The organism is Geothrix sp. 21YS21S-4 (assembly GCF_030845995.1).
Lineage (GTDB): Bacteria > Acidobacteriota > Holophagae > Holophagales > Holophagaceae > Geothrix.
Map to the genome: position 1 here is coordinate 2287167 of NZ_CP132719.1, position 17573 is coordinate 2304739.

The 17573-nt window shown below is 65.3% G+C and carries 15 protein-coding genes and 4 tRNA genes; 13 read left to right on the forward strand and 6 right to left on the reverse strand.

Features of this window, described 5'->3' with window-relative positions; all coding sequences use genetic code 11:
* Both accC and RAH39_RS10460 read left to right on the forward strand, forming a co-directional pair.
* Nucleotides 1-1431, forward strand: a complete 1431-nt coding sequence (gene accC, locus RAH39_RS10455; RefSeq protein WP_306590043.1) for an acetyl-CoA carboxylase biotin carboxylase subunit — start codon at nt 1-3, stop codon at nt 1429-1431.
* A 44-nt stretch (nt 1432-1475) separates the two neighbouring features.
* Nucleotides 1476-1548, forward strand: a tRNA-Thr gene (locus RAH39_RS10460).
* 54 nt (nt 1549-1602) lie between these two features.
* Here RAH39_RS10460 and RAH39_RS10465 read toward each other — a convergent pair.
* Nucleotides 1603-1992, reverse strand: a complete 390-nt coding sequence (locus RAH39_RS10465; protein WP_306590044.1) for a hypothetical protein — start codon at nt 1990-1992, stop codon at nt 1603-1605.
* A 757-nt stretch (nt 1993-2749) separates the two neighbouring features.
* Between RAH39_RS10465 and RAH39_RS10470 the strand changes: the two genes are divergently transcribed.
* From RAH39_RS10470 to murJ, 4 genes are all read left to right on the forward strand, one after another.
* The gene (locus RAH39_RS10470; RefSeq protein WP_306590045.1) at nt 2750-3166 is read left to right on the forward strand and encodes a hypothetical protein; all 417 of its coding nucleotides are present in this window, start codon (nt 2750-2752) and stop codon (nt 3164-3166) included.
* Between the two features lie 143 nt (nt 3167-3309).
* Nucleotides 3310-4593: a hypothetical protein gene (locus RAH39_RS10475; protein WP_306590046.1), complete on the forward strand. Its 1284-nt coding sequence runs from the start codon at nt 3310-3312 to the stop codon at nt 4591-4593.
* A gap of 614 nt (nt 4594-5207) precedes the next feature.
* Nucleotides 5208-5283 (forward strand) — tRNA-Thr (locus tag RAH39_RS10480).
* Nucleotides 5284-5372: 89 nt separating this feature from the next.
* Nucleotides 5373-6968 (forward strand): murein biosynthesis integral membrane protein MurJ, encoded by a 1596-nt coding sequence (gene murJ, locus RAH39_RS10485; RefSeq protein ID WP_306590047.1) that lies wholly within the window; start codon nt 5373-5375, stop codon nt 6966-6968.
* Nucleotides 6969-7300: 332 nt separating this feature from the next.
* Here murJ and RAH39_RS10490 read toward each other — a convergent pair whose 3' ends face one another.
* Nucleotides 7301-9031, reverse strand: coding sequence for an AMP-binding protein (locus RAH39_RS10490; RefSeq protein ID WP_306590048.1), 1731 nt, complete (start codon nt 9029-9031; stop codon nt 7301-7303).
* A gap of 149 nt (nt 9032-9180) precedes the next feature.
* Between RAH39_RS10490 and dtd the strand changes: the two genes are divergently transcribed.
* A complete protein-coding gene (dtd, locus tag RAH39_RS10495; protein WP_306590049.1) occupies nt 9181-9615 on the forward strand; it encodes a D-aminoacyl-tRNA deacylase in 435 nt (144 codons plus the stop codon).
* 8 nt (nt 9616-9623) lie between these two features.
* Here dtd and htpX read toward each other — a convergent pair whose 3' ends face one another.
* Genes htpX through RAH39_RS10515 form a run of 4 tightly spaced genes read right to left on the reverse strand, consistent with a single transcriptional unit; the run spans nt 9624 to nt 12918 of the window.
* Nucleotides 9624-10463 (reverse strand): zinc metalloprotease HtpX, encoded by an 840-nt coding sequence (gene htpX, locus RAH39_RS10500; RefSeq protein WP_306590050.1) that lies wholly within the window; start codon nt 10461-10463, stop codon nt 9624-9626.
* A gap of 34 nt (nt 10464-10497) precedes the next feature.
* Nucleotides 10498-12072 (reverse strand): PP2C family protein-serine/threonine phosphatase, encoded by a 1575-nt coding sequence (locus RAH39_RS10505; protein WP_306590051.1) that lies wholly within the window; start codon nt 12070-12072, stop codon nt 10498-10500.
* A 19-nt stretch (nt 12073-12091) separates the two neighbouring features.
* Nucleotides 12092-12535 carry an ATP-binding protein gene (locus RAH39_RS10510; RefSeq protein WP_306590052.1) on the reverse strand — a complete coding sequence of 148 codons (444 nt, stop codon included), beginning with the start codon at nt 12533-12535 and terminating at the stop codon, nt 12092-12094.
* Entirely contained in the window at nt 12532-12918 is a 387-nt protein-coding gene (locus RAH39_RS10515) for an STAS domain-containing protein (protein ID WP_306590053.1), read from the reverse strand. The genes RAH39_RS10510 and RAH39_RS10515 overlap by 4 nt, the downstream gene beginning before the upstream one ends.
* Nucleotides 12919-13003: 85 nt before the next feature.
* On the opposite strand from RAH39_RS10515, the gene RAH39_RS10520 reads away from it, so the two are divergent.
* The 6 genes from RAH39_RS10520 to tig all read left to right on the forward strand — a co-directional run bounded on the left by RAH39_RS10520 (nt 13004) and on the right by tig (nt 17500).
* Complete coding sequence (locus tag RAH39_RS10520) at nt 13004-14017, forward strand: hypothetical protein (protein WP_306590054.1); 1014 nt, start codon at nt 13004-13006, stop codon at nt 14015-14017.
* Nucleotides 14018-14098: 81 nt separating this feature from the next.
* The gene (locus tag RAH39_RS10525; RefSeq protein WP_306590056.1) at nt 14099-14392 is read left to right on the forward strand and encodes an FYDLN acid domain-containing protein; all 294 of its coding nucleotides are present in this window, start codon (nt 14099-14101) and stop codon (nt 14390-14392) included.
* A gap of 43 nt (nt 14393-14435) precedes the next feature.
* On the forward strand, nt 14436-15377 hold the full coding sequence (locus tag RAH39_RS10530; protein ID WP_306590057.1) for an adenosine deaminase family protein: 942 nt from the start codon (nt 14436-14438) through the stop codon (nt 15375-15377).
* Between the two features lie 131 nt (nt 15378-15508).
* Nucleotides 15509-15585, forward strand: a tRNA-Arg gene (locus tag RAH39_RS10535).
* 24 nt (nt 15586-15609) lie between these two features.
* Nucleotides 15610-15694: transfer RNA gene (locus RAH39_RS10540), tRNA-Leu, on the forward strand.
* A gap of 201 nt (nt 15695-15895) precedes the next feature.
* Nucleotides 15896-17500, forward strand: coding sequence for a trigger factor (gene tig / locus RAH39_RS10545; protein ID WP_306590058.1), 1605 nt, complete (start codon nt 15896-15898; stop codon nt 17498-17500).
* The last annotated feature ends 73 nt before the right edge of the window (nt 17501-17573 follow it).

The following is a 17573-nucleotide window of genomic DNA, read 5'->3' on the forward strand; positions in this document are numbered from 1 at the left end:
ATGGCCGCGGCCATCAAGCGCAAGTCCGCCCCCGCCGCCGCTTCCGCCGACGCGCCCCCCTTCCGGAAGGTGCTCATCGCCAACCGCGGCGAGATCGCCCTGCGCGTGATCCTGGCGTGCAAGGAGATGGGGATCCAGACCGTCGCCGTCTACTCCGAGGCCGACCGCAACGCCCTCCACGTGCGCTTCGCCGACGAGGAAGTCTGCATCGGGCCTCCACCCTCGTCGAAGTCCTACCTGAACATCCCCCAGGTCATCGCCGCCGCCGAAGTCACCGGCGCCGAGGCCATCCATCCCGGCTACGGCTTCCTCAGCGAGAACGCGCACTTCGTGGAAGTGTGCCTCGCCTGCGGCATCACCTTCATCGGCCCCAGCGCCGAGATCATCCGCAAGATGGGCAACAAGGCCCAGGCCAAGGCCACCATGCTGGAGGCGGGCGTTCCTCTGATGCCCGGCAGCGACGGCCTCGTCGACACGGTGGAAGAGGCCCTGGTGGTGGCCGAGCAGATCGGCTATCCCGTCATCGTCAAGGCCAGCGCCGGCGGCGGCGGGCGCGGAATGCGCATCGTCAACAATCCCGACGAGCTGCCGGACCTGTACCACACCGCCCGCAGCGAGGCGAAGGGCGCCTTCGGCGACGACAGCGTCTACATGGAGAAGTACCTCCTGGAGCCGCGCCACATCGAAGTCCAGATCATGGGCGACCTCTTCGGGAACGTGGTCCACCTGGGCGAGCGCGAGTGCTCCATCCAGCGCCGCCACCAGAAGCTCATCGAGGAGAGCCCCAGCGCCGCCCTGGATCCCGACCTCCGCCGCCGCATCTGCGACACCGCCGTCCGCGCCGCCCGCGCCGTGGGCTACTACAACGCGGGCACCATCGAGTTCCTGCTCGACAAGCGCGGCGACTTCTTCTTCATGGAGATGAACACCCGCGTCCAGGTGGAGCACCCCGTCACGGAGCTGGTGACCAGCATCGACATCGTGAAGGAGCAGCTCCGCATCGCCGCGGGCCAGAAGCTGAGCTTCCGCCAGGAGGACGTGGTCCAGAAGGGCCACGCCATCGAGTGCCGGATCAACGCCGAGGATCCCTTCAAGTTCACGCCCAGCCCCGGCCGCATCACCGCCCTGCACTTCCCCGGCGGCCCCGGAATCCGCGTGGACACCGCCATGCACCAGGACGCGGTGATCCCGCCCCACTACGACTCCATGGTGGCCAAGCTGATCGCCTACGGCGCCGACCGCACCGAGGCCATCGCCCGCATGCGCCGCGCCCTGGACACCCTCGTCATCGAGGGCATCAAGACCACCGCGCCCCTCCACCGCCGCATCATGGACCACCCGGACTTCATCTCCGGCGCCTTCTCCACCAAGTGGATGGAGGGGTTCCTGGACGAGCTGAAGCGGGAGCAGGCCGAAGCTCCGCGCCCCTGAGGTCCGTTCAGGAAACCCGAAGGATCCGATAGACTGGATGTCGTGCCGCTATAGCTCAGTTGGTAGAGCGCCCGCCTTGTAAGCGGATGGTCGTTGGTTCAATTCCGACTAGCGGCTCGGATGTGAAGCCCCCAAAGCCAGTGCTGGCGGGGGTTTCAGTGAATTGCCCAATCAATCAAAGAACTGACCACTCAGCGTGGTTGTGAGCATTTCAAGGCAGGACAGGTGCAATAGAGGTGCAAGTCGAAACGGGATGAAACCCTCGTGGTTCCTTGCGTCCCTTTCATCCTCGCGGACCAGTTCCGAATTGAGGCTTGCGAACTCTTGGGGATTGACCCCAGCGGCATCAATCAGAAGGTATTCGGCGACGCCATCACCGCTGCGATTGAGAATCACGGGGTGCAGATCAAGCGAGACCGGCTGCTCCATCCGGTGCTGGGCAACGTTGTCATCTATCGCGGCATAACCATAGCAACCCTTCGCATCACCTGGTTCTGGTGGAATTCTAAAGTCCTTCCGGGCCGAGTTGGGTAAACCTGGGGAAAAGGCAGCCGCCAACATAGGTCACAAGCTACATGTGACCTATGTTGGCGGCTGCTTGCGTTGGAGTCCTCGCTGGGAGCGCTGATAGGAGCCAGCGTGATTATTCCCCTACGACCAAGGTGCGCAGCCTCCCGCCATTTCTGAAGGAAAGAACAGCCTCAATTGGGTCTCCAACACCAACAAGGCCAAAGCCGTCGGACACAGACTGCGCATACCCGTTCCGGGCGGAAGGGAAGTCAGTCCAATCGGATTGGGCCTGTCGTGACCTCGATGGAAGTTACCGGGTGGATCCCCCATGCGTCCGCACACCAGTGCCGTGAGTTCCCTGGAGCGGTATTCACCACCTGGTTCTTGGCTTCTACGTCGAAGGGCATCCAACAGCGAACCTTCACCCAGCGTCCAAGCCAGGAGTGCCGCAGCGCCTTGGTAGTCCAGTCCACGTCCTTGGCCTTCAACATCGCTCATCTGCTGTGCACTACATCTCCTCTTATCGTCCCGATTCCTCGACTCCGCTCCTCATCTCGGTGCAGGCATCGCCGGTTAGCCGTATTCGTTAGGCCACCTTCCAGCGCCCAGTTCGCCCTAATTTTTAGGCCGCATCGTTACCAAATGCATGTATTTCCAAAAATGGGCCCCAATCCGGGAATTTCCGGTCTGCCTATTCCGCTACCCTGTTTCATAGCTCTACTGTTCGTTTAGCAGTTACATGTTTCTCAACTGTAGGATTAGGCGAACTCAAGGCTTTTCGGTCGCCGTCCATTTCTAGTAGGCCCTGATGAGCACCGAAACCATACTTAGCTTAGCCATCAGCATCCCGCTTAGTGTTCTTTGTGGGTTGTTTTCCGGTCTCGTTGTCGCTCGATACCAGCGGTTTTCTGATCTCCGGTATCAGGCTAAAAAAGTCATTTGGGAGATCGGTTTCGTCTCTGAGGGAGACCATCTGGAGTTTCCTTCCAGGACCGAAGCGCCCGAGTTGTCATCCATCGCCTCCGAACTCTTGTTCCTCAAACATCGTGAAGCAGCTGAAACCCTGCTTCGCTTGCACGCTGGAATGTATGGATCAATTCAAGACGCGAGAATGGGCCGAATCAGTTTTGAGAAATTCAACAAGATATACGGTGGTTGGCAAGAGTCGATCATGGCCATTTCACCGAATATGCGGCAACTCCTACGCTTACGTGGTGGGCTGTGAGCTTTGGCCTAACCCTCCGCTCAGCTCAACTCGGCCCCTATCGCTGCGCGCTAGGGTCCTCAAACAATTCAGCAGCCAGGTTCCCGCAGCAGTAGGGCCGGTTAGCTTCCTTCGTTAGGCATCTACACACTCCCATGCGGCACATGAAAAAAAAGCGAATCATCCATAACCACTCAATCAGCAAGAACCTGAAAGAAATTGAGGGCTTACGCGCTCTCAAAATGTTATTACCACTGGCAAAGCCAATTTTGGTCCCACTTGGTGTTGACTACAAAGGATTAAAGGATTCTTTCTCTAAAATCGACAGCATACACGATCAAATGAAGAAATTAGCAACGTTACCTGATCGTTTTAATGATATCTTTTCAGATCTCGGCTGGATAATGTACGACATGATGAACGTTGAAGTTGCCGAATCGGCCATTCAAATGGCCGCTATGGGTAATATAGAATCTGCTGAAGCCATAATTGTAGAGCATTATTCCAGCGAACAAGTGGAATGGCAACTTAATACAATGCTAGGAGTCAAAGCCTTCTACGAAAGAATGACCCTAGCTAAATTAGCTCTCATTGATTACAAGGAAGAGCGATATCATGCATGTGTTCCAGTAGTGCTTGCCTTACTCGATGGGCTCGTCAATCACGTAGGCAAACAAAATCGTGGTTTTTTTGCAGAAGGTGCTGATCTTTCCGCTTGGGATAGCATTGCAGCACACGACACCGGTTTAAACAAAATTGTCGAACTATTTAAAAAATCACGAAAAAAGACGAACAGCAATTCAATAACAATTCCATATAGAAATGGAATTGTTCATGGTATGGACCTCGGTTATGCCAACAAAATAGTGGCAGCCAAATGTTGGGCGGCACTGTTCGCCACGCGAGAATGGGCTATTAAATACGAAAATGATCAGATCGGTAAACCCCCACCAACCGAAGATATTTCATGGTCTAAATTATTTGAACAACTCCGCCAAGACGAAACAAACAAACGTGCCCTAGAAGCCTGGAAACCGCGTGAAAACCTCAATTGTTCAACCCTTTCCGACAATCCGCCTCCAGAAAACCTGCCCCAAGACAGTCCCGAGCGCACACTGGCTCAATATTTTTCTTTTTGGCGCCAAAAGAACTATGGGCATATGTCAAAACTTATACACAAATGGAGTTCAATCAGTGATTCCATATCACCGGCCCAGGTTAAGCGAGAATATTATAACAAAATGCTTACAAAATATCAATTTACGTCCATTACAGATAATGCTGCCGCAATAACAATTATTGGATCCTCTATCGAATTCACAACAAACAGCCAAATTTTTTCGATAGATTTTGAGTTCAGGTTGATTTGCATTGATCAAAACGGCGAGATTGCAACCAGAGGTGAAGCTAAAACCAGTTGGAAGATCATTTCTTGGTGTGTGTACTGATGCCTAACCCTCCGCTCAAGTCTGACCCCGCCTACATTGCCTTCCGTTCTCTCTCAACATTTCGCTATCCCGGCTTCCCTCACCGCCTCGGTGCAGACGTGGCCGCTTAGCTTCCTTCGTTAGGCAACCAGAATACTCCCGGAATTTCTCAAACCATCTAGCTCCTCAGTTCAGAGAGCGGCGAGAGGATTTGGGTGGTCTTTCCTCATAACCCACTCTCTTCTGGCGTATGGTGCGTTAAACATGATCGCTTCACACACTCCGGATGGTGCGTGGTGGCCAATTTTGTTTTACATCCCTGATTACCCGCTTTCATGGTTGGTTTTTTCATCATTCGGAGATCACTGGCCCGCTTGGACAGCATGGCTAACGCTGACAGTCCTCGGGGGTGCATGGCATTTCTGTTGGCCGCAATTGCTTGTCTGGTGGTGCCGAAGAGGCATTCAGCTTGTTAAAAGAAAATGAGCCTCCGACAATGCAGCCGCATGAGCCCGTTCTTGAACTTGGTGGTCATGTCACCTCCGCGATGAGGCGGAGTGGTCAGGCTTTGAAGAATCGGGCAGAGAGTGCAACATAGGTTCAGGGGCGTGCCTCATGCCCCGTAAACCCTTAGTGCCGCTATAGCTCAGTTGGTAGAGCGCCCGCCTTGTAAGCGGATGGTCGTTGGTTCAATTCCGACTAGCGGCTCCAGTCCTTCCGAGCCGCCTCCGCGGCTCGGCGTTCCAAAGGATTTCTTCACCGCAGAGCCCGCAGCGCGCGCAGAGGAAAGACGCTCCCCGATGACCGAGCCCGCTTCCCGCCCCAGCCTGCTCCGCTCCGCCGGGATCGTGGGGCTGATGACCCTCCTCAGCCGGCTTACGGGGCTGGCCCAGACGTTCTTCCTGAGCCACGTCCTCGGAGCGGGCGCGGCGGCGGACGCCTATGCCGTGGCGTTCCGCCTGCCCAACCTGCTGCGCCGCTTCACCGCGGAAGGCACCATGAGCGCCGCCTTCCTGCCCACCCTGGCGGAAGCCGAAGCCGCCGAGGGCGAAGCCGCCGTGAAGGCCGTGGCCGCACGGTTCCTGGGGACCCTCCTCGCCCTCCTGCTGCTCGGGGTCGTCGCGGTCCTCCTCTTCATGGGGCCCCTGGCGGGCCTCCTCACCCTGGGGCGGCCCGGCGTCCAGGGCGAGCTCACCGCGAAGCTGGGGCGGATCATGTTCCCCTACCTCGCGCTGGTGAGCCTGACGGCGGGCTTCGCGGGCCTGCTGAACCTGCGCCACCGCTTCGCCCTGGCGGCCTCCGTATCCGTCTTCTGGAACGTGGCGTTCATCGGTTTCGGCTGGACGGCCCTGCGGGTGCTGGAGCGGAACGGCCGGGTGCCACTGGAGACGGTCGCTGTCATCTGCGCCTTGGCCGTCCTGGCGGGCGGCCTCCTCCAGCTTCTGGTGGTCCTCCCGGGCGTGCGGAAGGAGGGCTTCGGCCTCGCCTTCGGCTTCCACCTGCGCGATCCCTGGGTGGCCAAGGCCCTCAAGCGGATGGGCCCGGGAATGCTGGCGGCGGGGATCTACCCCATCAACGCCCTCATCAGCACGACCCTCGCCTCGAAGTTGGCGGACGGCGCCCAGATCGTGCTCTACAACAGCGGGATGATGGGCGAGATGGTGCTGGGCCTGTTCGCCATGAGCCTCGCCACGGCGGGGCTGCCGACGCTGGCGCGGCAGGCCGAGGCGAAGGACTGGCCCGCCCTCAACCGCAGCCTCACGCAGGCCGTCTCCGCGTCGGCCCTGCTCGTGCTTCCCGCCTCCGTGGGCCTCGCCGTGCTGGCGCGGCCCATCTGCGCCCTCCTGTTCCGCACGGGGGCCTACTCTCCCGCCGCCTCGGACTGGACGGCGCTGACCCTGGGGTTCCAATGCGTAGGACTGGTGTTCGTAGCCGCCCAGCGGCTGGGCAACCAGGCCCTCTACGCCCTTAAGGACTACCGCGGCCCCGCGGCCCTGGCGGGCGCCAGCCTGGGGCTCAACGTCCTCCTCAGCGTGCTTCTGCTGAAGCCGCTGGGCACCGGCGGCCTCGCCCTCGCCAACGGCCTCTCCAGCCTCGCGGGCCTCGCGGGCCTCGTCCTGCGCCTCCGCCCGCGCCTGCCGGGCCTGACCTTGCGCCCGTTCCTGGGCGCCGCCGTCAAGGCGCTCCTCGCCGCCGCGCTCATGGGCCTGCTGGCCTGGGCGGGGGCGCGCGTCTTGGGGCTGGATGCTCCCCACGCCTTCCGCCGTGCCGCCCTGGGCTGGCGCCTCCTTCCGCTCATCGTGCTGTGCGCCGCCACTTACGGCCTGGCCGCCGCGGGGCTCGGCCATCCCGAAGCGCGGGAACTGGCGGCCAAGCTCCGACGCAAGCTGGGCTGATACCCACGAGCGACCAAGAATCGAATTTCCTCGGCCATCAAGCTTCGGCGAAGCCGCAGACCCCGGTCTCTAGAACGCCAAGAGAAGCCATCTCCAAAGCGGAGGAGCGCGGAAAAGCCGAGAAAAGCGGAGGAAATTTTTCTCCGCGCTTCTCCGTCCCTCAGTTTTCCTCAGCTTTTATTCCTTGGCGGCGCGGACCTCGAACGCTCCGTGCCAACCGAAGCATTTACAGGACGCAAAGAGAGCCAAGAACCGCCTCAATAGTGGCTTTTCTTGGTGCCTTCGCGCCTTGGTGGTGATCCTTGTCTTTTGAATGCCAACCGGACTGAGCTTCAGCCCTGGGCGGCGGAGGGCGCACGGAGTTCCCGGCGCAGGGCCTTGCCCACGGCGTTCTTGGGGATCTCGGCGAGGAAATCGAAGCTGGTCGGCACCTTGTAGCCCGCGAGGAGCCGCCGGCAGTGGGCGCGGATCTCGTCCACCGTGAGTTCCTTCCGCAGCACGACGAAGGCGCGCACGGCCTCGCCCGTGCCCTCGTCGGGAACGCCCACCACGGCCACGTCGGCGACGTCCGGATGCAGGGCGATGCAGGCCTCCACCTCATTGGGGAACACGTTGAACCCGCTGACGATGATCATGTCCTTCTTGCGGTCGGTGACCTCCAGGTAGCCGTCGGCGTCCAGGCGGCCGACGTCCCCTGTGTGGAGCCAACCGTCCCGCAGCGTCTGGGCGCTCTCGCCGGGCTGGTTCCAGTAGCCGCGCATGACCTGCGGCCCGCGCACCACGATCTCGCCGTGCTCGCCAGGTCCCACCGCGCGGCCCTCGTCGTCCACGATGCGGACGTCGGTCCCCGGCAGCGGCAGGCCGACGCCGCCCACCTGCGCCATGGTGCGCCGCAGGCGCCCGCCCTCGCGTACGGCGGCGTTGTAGGTCACCAGCGGACTGGCCTCGCTGAGGCCGAAGCCCTCGATCACCAGGCAACCCGTGAACGTCTCCCAGCGCTCCAGCACCGCCGGATGGGTCTGCATCCCGCCGGCGAAGGCGCCGAGCATCTTCCGGGTCATCTCGGGGCGGAACCAGGGCTCGTCGGGCAGGGCCTTCAGCAGGGTGTTCACCGCCGTCATCCAGGTGATCTCGTGCTTCCGGAACGCCGGGCGCAGGTTCTGCAGCGGCCGCGGATTGGGCACCAGGATGCTGTGGCTGCCGCTGTGGAACCCGAACAGAAGGTTGATGGTGAAGGCGATCACGTGGTACATGGGCAGCACCGTGAGCACCGTCTCCTCGCCGTGGGTGAGGTAGATCCGCGTGATCTCCGCGATCTGCTCCAGGTTCGCCAGGAGGTTGCCGTGGGTCAGCATGGCGCCCTTGCTCGTGCCCGTGGTGCCGCCCGTGTACTGGAGGAGCGCGAGGCTGTCCCGCGTGGGCGCGGGGGGCTGCCGGTGGAAGAGGTGCTCCTTGGCGACGTAGAGAGCGCCCTGGTGCAAGGCCGTCGAAAGTCGCGTGAACGGCATCCCCAGCCGCGGGATCTGGCCCGAGAGCTTGAGCTTCGCCCGGATGAGGGCGCGGGAAAGCAGCGGAAAGAAGTCCGCGATGCCCGTCACCACGACGGTCTTCACCTGCGTCCGCGGGACCACGGAGGCCACCTTGTCGCCGAAGTGATCCAGGACCACCAGCACTTCCGCGCCGCTGTCCGCCAGTTGGAGTTCCAGCTCCCGCGGCGTGTAGAGGGGGTTGGTGTTGACGACGACGCAGCCGGCCTTCAGCGCGCCGAAGGCGCAGACGGGATAGGCCAGCGCGTTGGGCAGCAGGATCGCCACGCGCGCGCCCGCCTCCAGCCGGAGGCCGTCCCGCAGATAGGCGGCGAAGGCGTCGGACAGCCGGTCCACCTCCTTGAACGTGAGGGAGGCCTCCATGCCGTTGGGCAGGACGAGGGTCTCCGCCTTGCGGTCCCCGTAGCGCTCCGCCGCGCCGCGCACGAGCTGCCCCAGGTTGTCGAAGGGAAACGGCTGCGCCTCGCGGCCCACGCCCGCGGGATAGTTCGACCACCACGCCTGTCCTGTCGTCACCGATCCGCCTTTCCGCCCGCGGACCGCCGATCGGCCCGGTCTTTTGTTAACTTTGGAACCTTCATCATTTTAGCCCTTTCCATCCCCTGAGTGGAACGCCGGCGTTTTCCCGGCCCCCGACCGTGGCACAGTCGAAAGGGAGGGCATCCATGAGAGCCGTCATCCAGCGCGTGAAGCGGGCCGCCGTGCGTTCCGGCGACCGGGAGGCCGCGATCGGGCCGGGCCTGCTGGTGCTGGCGGGACTGGAAACCGGCGACACGGCGGAGGCCTGCGCCTGGGCCGCCGCCAAGATCGCGGGCCTGCGGATCTTCGACGACGCCGAAGGCAAGATGAACCTGGGCCTCGCGGACGTGGACGGCGAGATCCTCGCCATCAGCCAGTTCACCCTCGCCGGCAGCGTCGCCAAGGGCCGCCGTCCCTCCTTCGACCGCGCCATGGCTCCGGGCGAAGCCCGCGTCCTCTTCCGCACGTTCCTGGATCAGCTGAAGGCCCAGCATCCCCGCCTCAAAGCGGGCTTCTTCCAGGAGCACATGGAAGTGGAACTGGTGAACGACGGGCCGGTGACGTTCGTGCTGGAGCGGTAGACCGGAAACTACCGCGCTTCGATCGGCATCCGCCGGAGGCGCTCCACGCGGGCTTCCATGGGCGGGTGCGTGGAGAAGAGGCTCATCAGGCCGCCGCCGCGGAAGGGGTTGACGATCAGCATGTGCGCGGTGGCGGGCTCGGCGGTGTGCATGGGGAGCTGGTGGTTGTAGGCGTGCAGCCGCTCCAGGGCGGAGGCCAGCATGTCGGGACGGCCCGTGAGGCGGGCGCTGTAGTCGTCCGCCAGGTACTCCCGCGAGCGGCTCAGCGCCATCTGCAGCATGAAGGCGGCGAGGGGGCCGAGGATCATGATCGCGATGCCCGCCAGGGGATTGGAGCGGCCCTCCTCGTCCCGCGCGCCGAAGAAGCCCACCAGCCGCGACAGGAACATGATGGCCTGCGCCAGGACGGCGGCCAGGCTCCCGATCAGGATGTCGCGGTTCTTGACGTGCCCCAGCTCGTGGGCGAGGACGGCCTCCAGCTCGGGGCGGCTGAGGATCCGCATGATGCCCTCGGTGACGGCCACCACGGCGTGGTCGGGGTTCCGGCCCGTGGCGAAGGCGTTGGGCGTGTCGTCGGGGATCATGGCGACGCGGGGCATGGGCAGGCCCGCGCGCTGCGCGAGGTTGGCGACGATGGCGTAGAGTTCCGGCGCCTCGGCCTGGGTGACGATCTGCGCGCGGTAGCTGGCCAGCACGATCTTGTCGGAGAAGAAGTAGCTCACGCCGTTCAGCACGAGCCCCAGCGCCAAGGCCATCACCATCCCGGACTCGCCGCCGAAATAGCTGCCGATCCACACCAGCACCCCGGTCAGGGCCGCGATGAGGAGAAGGGTCTTGGTCTGGTTCATGAAGGGTCCTCCACGTACCAGGATACAAATCCGATCAAGCGCCCATCCGCTTCACCACCACCAGCGTGACGTCGTCGCGGAAGCGGCCCTCCTCCAGGTGCTGGAACGCCGCTACAAGCAGGGCTTCGAACAGATCGTCGGCTCCGGCGGAGGCGAGCCGGCGCACCACGTCGCCCAGGGGGCCATCGCTCAGTTCCTCGCCCGCGGCGTTCTCCGCCTCCACCAGCCCGTCGGTGAAGATCACGAGCGTATCCCCCAGCCCCATGGAGGCCCGGCCCTCGGCGAACTTCACGCCCGGCAGCAGGCCCACCATCGGGCCCGTCGGCGCGAGCCGCACGACCTCGCCCCCGGCGCGGACCAGCAGCGGCGGATTGTGGCCGCCGTTCACATAGCGGAGGTCGCCGTTCTCGGGATTGAGGCTGGCGGCGAACAGGGTGGTGTAGCGGTTCCCGTCCCGCACGCTGTTCATGCGGCGGTTCAGCCGTTCCGCCAGCCGGCCCCAGTCGTCCACCCGCCGGTCGCCCATGGCGCGGAGGAAGGCGGAAAGCTGGGTCATCATCATCGACGCGGGCAGGCCCTTGCCCGAGATGTCGCCCACGGCCATGTGCAGCCGGTCGCCCTGCTGGTCGTCGCGCGCCATCCACAGGTCGTACAGGTCGCCGCCCACGGCCTGGTAGGGCAGGTTCGCCGCGGCGCACTGCCAGCCCGCGGGCTCGGGCAGGGTCTGGGGCAGCAGGCTGCGCTGGATGTTGCGGGCCAGGTCCAAATCCTTCTCCATCCGGTCGGCCTGGAGCCGGGCTTCGCGCAGCTCCAGGCTGGAGAGCTGCGAGGACGTGAGGTTCAGGAGGGTGTGGAGGAAGACCTCGTCATCCTCGGAGAGGCTTCCCACCACGGGGTCGGCCACGTAGGCGAAGCCGTGGCTGTGGTTCTGGTCCTGGAGCTCGATGGCGTGGACCAACCCCTTCGTCTCCACCAGTTCGTGGAGCGCGTCGCCCTCCAGCGCCTCCGGGACGCGGCCCAGCCCCTTGGCGTGGAGGATGCCCCCCTGGGGATCCACCACCAGCAGCCGCATGATCCGGAACTCGCCCATCAGGGTGTTGGCCATCAGGCGGACGAGATCCTGCCGGGTCTCCACCTGGCCCAGGTTGCGGGTGAGTTCAAACACGGTGTTCAGGCGGGAGAGCTGCAGGGCCAGGGCCTGGTTCTGGGAGCTGCGGACGGCCTCGGCCCGCCGCCAGGCCAGAAGGGGCGCGGAGATGGACAGCAGCAGGGGAACCGCCGCCGGCAGATCCGTCGCTTTCAGTACCAGGTGCCCGTAGGTCTCATCCCCGTAGCGCCACGGCAGCACCTGCCAGCCTTCGCCGGGGTGGGTGGGAAAGGGCGGCGCCGAACCACGGAGGAAGAGCCACCGCCCGCCGTCCCACAGCCCGCCCTGGCGGGCCTTGGCGATCCCCATGGCGGTGACGCCCACGAGGTGGACCAGATCCTCTTCCGTGCCCTGCTCCGGGAAGGTCTCCAGGAAGTCGATGAGCGGGAGCAGCTCCTGCGCCCCTTCGGGGGTCTTCAGCGCCAGCTGGCGGAGGCGGTCGAAGGGAGTCGTGGTCGGCATGGCGCGCGGAATCCGCCGTTCAGCCGATCTTCTTGATCAGGCAGCACTCGTTCCGGCCCGAGGCCTCGTCGGCCTCGAAGCGCACCTCGTCCATGAAGCGGCTCATGAGCAGCAGCCCCAGGCCTCCCTTGCGGGGATGCTTGATGTATTCCTTGGGATCCGGCAGCACCATCTGATCGGCGCGGATCCCCTGGCCCGAATGCAGGATGTGGATCTCCAGGGCGCTCTCGGTGAAGCGGAGGTCCAGCTCCACGGTGTGCTCGCCCTCGCCGCGGTAGGCGTGGAGGATCACGTTCGTCACCGCCTCGTCCACGGCGATGCTCACCTTCGCCGCGGCGGCGTCGTCGAGCCCGGCCACGAGGGAGGCGCGCTTGGCGAGTCCCGTCACGAGGTTGAGGTAGCGGGTCTGGCTCGGGATGACGAGCCGGAACTGCGCGGGATTCACGGGAACCAACGCGCTCACGCTTTTCGGTCCGGAGCGACCGCCGCCAGGGCCTGGTCCTCGTCGCCGAATACGCGATAGAGCTGGGTGAAGCCCAGGGTGTCGAAGATGGCGAACACGTTCTCCTGCAGGTTCGACAGGAGGATGTCCCCTTCGTGTTCCCGCACGGTCTCGATCAGGCCCATGATGGCGCCCAGCCCCGCGGAACTGATGTAGTGGAGATCCTTGCAGTTCAGCAGGATGGTGTAGCGCCCCTCCTGGACGAGACCTTCCAGGGCATCCTCGAATTCCCGCACGGTATGGGCGTTGATGAATCCGGTGGGAAGAAGCACGGATACGTCCCGGGTCTGCCGCACCACTATGGAAAGATCCGCCATCCGCCGTCTCCGAGGAACCTGGGCCATCCTATCGGTTCCCCCGGCCGATTGCCAGCGGACGGCGTTCCGCGGGAAGTGGGCTACCCTGGTTGGGAACCTTCCCGAGCTTCCGATGAGCGACCTCCGCCCCGTGGATCCGCCTGCCAGCGACCCCCTCCACCGGGAAGTGGAAGCGTGGCTGCGCCAGCGGCGCGAGGCCCTGGCCGACGAGTTCCAGGCCGCCTGCGCCCGCCTGGTTCCCGACGCCGACCTGGCGGAGCGCCTGCGCCGGGCCGTCCCTTCCCCGCCTCCTTCCGCCGGCTCCGCCTTCGCCGATGCCCTGGATCTGGTGGAGGGGGCCGCCACCCAGAGCGACCTCCTCAAGCGCCTTCTGGACGCCCTGGCGCCCCTGGCCGGACGCAGCGCCCTGTTCATCCTGCGGCAGGGACTGGCCTCCCTCTACGCCCACCGGGGGTTCGATCCCGGAGCGCCCCCCCCGACCGGAGCCGTGGTGCCGCCGCCGGAGCTGGAGGCGGTCATCCAGGGTTCCGCCCGCGCGATCCGGTCGAAGGGCCCCGCCTACGCCGCGCTCCTCGCCGCGCTCAGCGCTCCGGAGGCCGCGGACCTCGCCATCCTCCCCCTGCGCCACAAGCGCAAGACGGTGGCGCTCCTGCTGATGGACAGCGGCGCTCAGCCGGCGCTGGACCATCCCGAATTCCTGCGGGCCCTGGTCCTGGCCGCCTCCGCCACCCTCGCCAGCCTGGCCGCGGCGGCGAAGGAGGAGACGTCGCCCCACCTCCGCCCCGGCGGCTTCCCGACCCCCAGCGCCCCCACCCAGGCCCTTCCCGAGTCCCTGGACGGCCTCGCCGAGCCGGAACTGGACGGCCGCACCCGGGCCTCCGCCGAGCGCCTGGCGCGGGTCCTGGTGAGCGACGTGGAACTGTACTTTCCCGCCAAGGTGGCCCAGGGCCGGACCCACGGCGACCTCTACCGTTTGCTGCGGGACGAACTGGAGCGGAGCCGGGCGACCTTCGTGGATCGGTTCGGGGAACCCCTTGAGGCGCGCCACCGGATTTTCACCACCACTGTCATTCAGCACCTGTGCGAAGGCGACGCTTCCAAATTGGGCACCCCTTCCTGGGCCTGAGCACCCCTCCGGGGGGAGGTGACAACGGCGGCGGACTCTGGTAGAACCTTGTTCCTTTGGGTCTAGGCGAGGAATAGGTCAATGGCGGATCTCGGCAAGAAATTCACATGTTTCCAGTGTGCGGCGAAGTTCTACGACTTCGGAAAGCCGGAGGCGATCTGTCCGAAGTGCGGCGCCAACCAGAAGGCTGCGCCCGCCAAGCCCAAGGCCGTGAAGAAGGAAAAGAGCGTCCACGTCATCGAGGACGACTTCGCCGGCGAGCCGGAAGCGGAGAACCTGGAGGAGACCTTCAGCGAGAGCGGCGTGCCCATCGAGCGCGGCCGCGGCGAGGGCTTCGATCCCGGCGACCTGCGGATGGACGACTACGACGAGTAGGGCGAAGCGGACGAACGCGGAACAGCCGGGCATCATGTCGGCCATGAGCCTTCCCGCCCCTTCCCCGCCGCTGGTCGACCGCCACACGCACCTCGAAGGGGCGCTGGATCCGGCCTGGGTCCGCCGCGAAGCCGCCGCCCGCGGGCTGGAGATCCCGGCCAGCCTCGAGACCCTCTGGGCCGGCGTGCCGGCACCGTTCGAGGGCTTCATCGAGGCTTTCCTGTTCGGCGCGGCCCTCCTGGACCGGCGCGAGGCCGTTCGCGAGGCCGTCCTCGGCGTGGCGCGGCGCACGCGGGACGCCGGCGGCGCCGGCTTCGACCTGTGGGTTTCCCCCCACTTCCTGGTGATCCACCAGGGCCAGATCCGGCTGGGCGACCTGTGGCGCGGGCTGGAGGAAGGCTTTGCCGCCGCGGCGGCCCTGGGCGTCCGCGGGTGCGCAGTGGTGGACGCCGTCAACCACCTCGGCGCGGAGCACGGCCACGCTGTCCTGGACTTGGTCCTGCCGGAATGCCCTCCCTTCGTCCAGGGCTTCTCCACCGGCGGACTGGAGCGCCGTCCCTTCCGGGAGTGGGCCCCCGTCTTCGACCGCGCCAGGACCGCCGGCCTGCGCCTTGCCGCCCATGCCGGAGAGAACGGCCGCGGCTCCAACGTCCGCGAAGCCGTGCTGGAAGCGGGGGTGGAGCGCATCGTCCACGGCCTCCGGGCGGATGACGCCACCTTCGAGCTGCTGGCGGAGCGCGGGATTCCCGTGGACGTCTGCCCCAGCTCGAACCGGGCCCTGGCCGCCGACGTCGCGCCCCATCCCCTCCCCCGGATGCTGAAGGCCGGCGTCCGCTGCGCCCTCGGCACCGACGATCCCGGCGTCATCCCCTGCGATCTGACGACCGAAACCGCCGCCGCCCGGGTCATGGGCTTGGACGAAGGCGGCCTGGCCCTCCTCCGCCGCCACGGCGCCGAGGACGCCTGGTGCCTGGCGGAAACCTGAAAGCTGGGGAGACGGCCCCGTGAGGAGCTTCCGGGCGGAGCCGATAGAGCCCTTCGGCCTCCGGCGCCCTATCCCGCCAACCCGGGGGTCGAAGCGAACGGAGCTTCCAGGTAGACTAGGGGATTCGGTGCGCGCCCATAGCTCAGCTGGATAGAGCATCAGGCTTCGAACCTGAGGGTCGGGCGTTCGAGTCGCTCTGGGCGCACCACCGGCATTGACAACTCGGCTTGCTGCGAGCGTGGCGGAACTGGTAGACGCACTGGATTTAGGTTCCAGCGGTTCACACCGTGTCGGTTCGAGTCCGACCGTTCGCACCATTCCGCAGGATTGCGGAATGGGACGGAATGGACGCGCCAGCGTCCATTGCCGCCCGCAGGGCGAGGGCACAGGACGTGCCCGAGTCACGACGGAAGCCGCCACACCCTGCCCCGGAATGATCCCGTCACCCATCCCGAGGCCAGCCGCCATCACCCGAAGTCCTGCCCGTTCCCACGCACGTCCTGCACCACGGAGCCTTCATGTCCGCCACCCTCCACCACCAGTCCCCCACCCGCAAGGCCGTCGAGGTGACGGTGCCCGCCGCCGAAGTGAGCGCCGCCTTCAACGAGGTGGTGGCGAAGATCGCGCCGAAGGTCCGAATCCCCGGGTTCCGTCCCGGCAAGGCCCCCCGGCCCGTCCTGATGCAGCGCTACGCCCGCGAGATCCAGTCCGACGTGGCCCAGCAGCTGGTGGAGAAGCACTTCTGGAAGGCCGCCCAGGAAGCGGGCGCCCTGCCCATCTCCCATCCCTCCCTGGAGAAGCTGGAGCTCACGGAAGGCGCCGACGCCATGTTCCGCGCCCAGTTCGACGTGGCGCCGGAGATCGGGCTGCCCGACTACAAGTCCATGGCCCTGACCAAGAAGAAGCGCGCCGTCGACGACGCCACCATCGAGGAGCACGTGGAGAGCCTGCGGCAGCGGGCCACCAAGTTCCTGCCCGTGGACGACGGCACCGCGGCCGACGGCCTGATCGTCACCTGCGACATCCGCGTGAAGCCCCAGGGCCTCAAGGCCCAGACCTACCGCGACCAGACCCTGGAGCTCGACGCCAAGCGCCCCTTCGATGCGCAGGTGGTGGGCATGAAGGCCGACGAGAAGAAGGCCTTCACCCTCGACCACCCCGCGGACGACGCCAACACCGTCCTCGCCGGCAAGAGCCTCGCGTACGAAGTGACGGTCAAGGACATCCGCCGCAAGGAAGTGCCCGTCCTGAACGACGACTTCGCCAAGGACATGGGCGCCTTCGAGAACCTCGAGGCCCTGCGGGCGGCGGTGCGCAAGGATCTGGAAGAGGCCTCCGAGCGCGATGCCGTGGCCCGCCTCCACGCCACCATGCTCGACACCCTGCTGGACGCCGCCCCCTTCGAGGTGCCCCGCACCATGGTGGGCCTCCAGCTCGACGACTACTGCCAGGAGTTCGCGCAGCAGGTGAGCCGCCAGGGCATGGATCCCAAGCGCGTCAACTGGCAGGCCTACCGCCAGCACCGCCTGAACGACGCCGAGCGCGCCGTCCGCAGCGGCTACCTCCTGCAGGCCATCGGCAACGCCGAGAACATCGAAGTGCCCGAGGAGGACATCGACGCCGAGATCCGCACCTTCATGGCGGAGAACCAGGTGCAGCAGCCCTTCGAGGCCTTCAAGGCCGAGCTGGAGCGCCGCGGGAACGCCACCGAGATCAAGGGCCGGCTGCGCACGGACCGCATCTTCGACCACCTGCTCACCACCGCCCAGGTCTCGGAGGAGCTGCTGGACAAGGCCGCCTTCGAGGCGCTGGTCGAGCTGGAGCGCCGCCGCGAGGCCGGGCTGCCCATGAACCGCTTCGACGCGGGCGGCCTGGAGGGCGGCGAGCTGGAGGATCAGGAGGGCGGCGAACCCGCTGCCGTGGCCCCCGCCGGTCACGTCCACGGCCCCGACTGTGACCACGATCACGACCACGAGCCCGCCGCGAAGAAGCCCGCCAAGAAGGCCGAAGCCGCCGAGGGCGAGGCGGAGTCCAAGCCGAAAAAGGCCGCCAAGGCGAAGGCCGAAAAGGACGAGCCCGCCGAGGAGAAGCCCAAGGCAAAGAAGCCCGCCGCCAAGAAGTAGCGGTCTGCTTCCCTTTCCCGCAGAAGGCGCCGCAAGGCGCCTTCTTGCTCTATCCTGAGGAACCAGCCGGAGG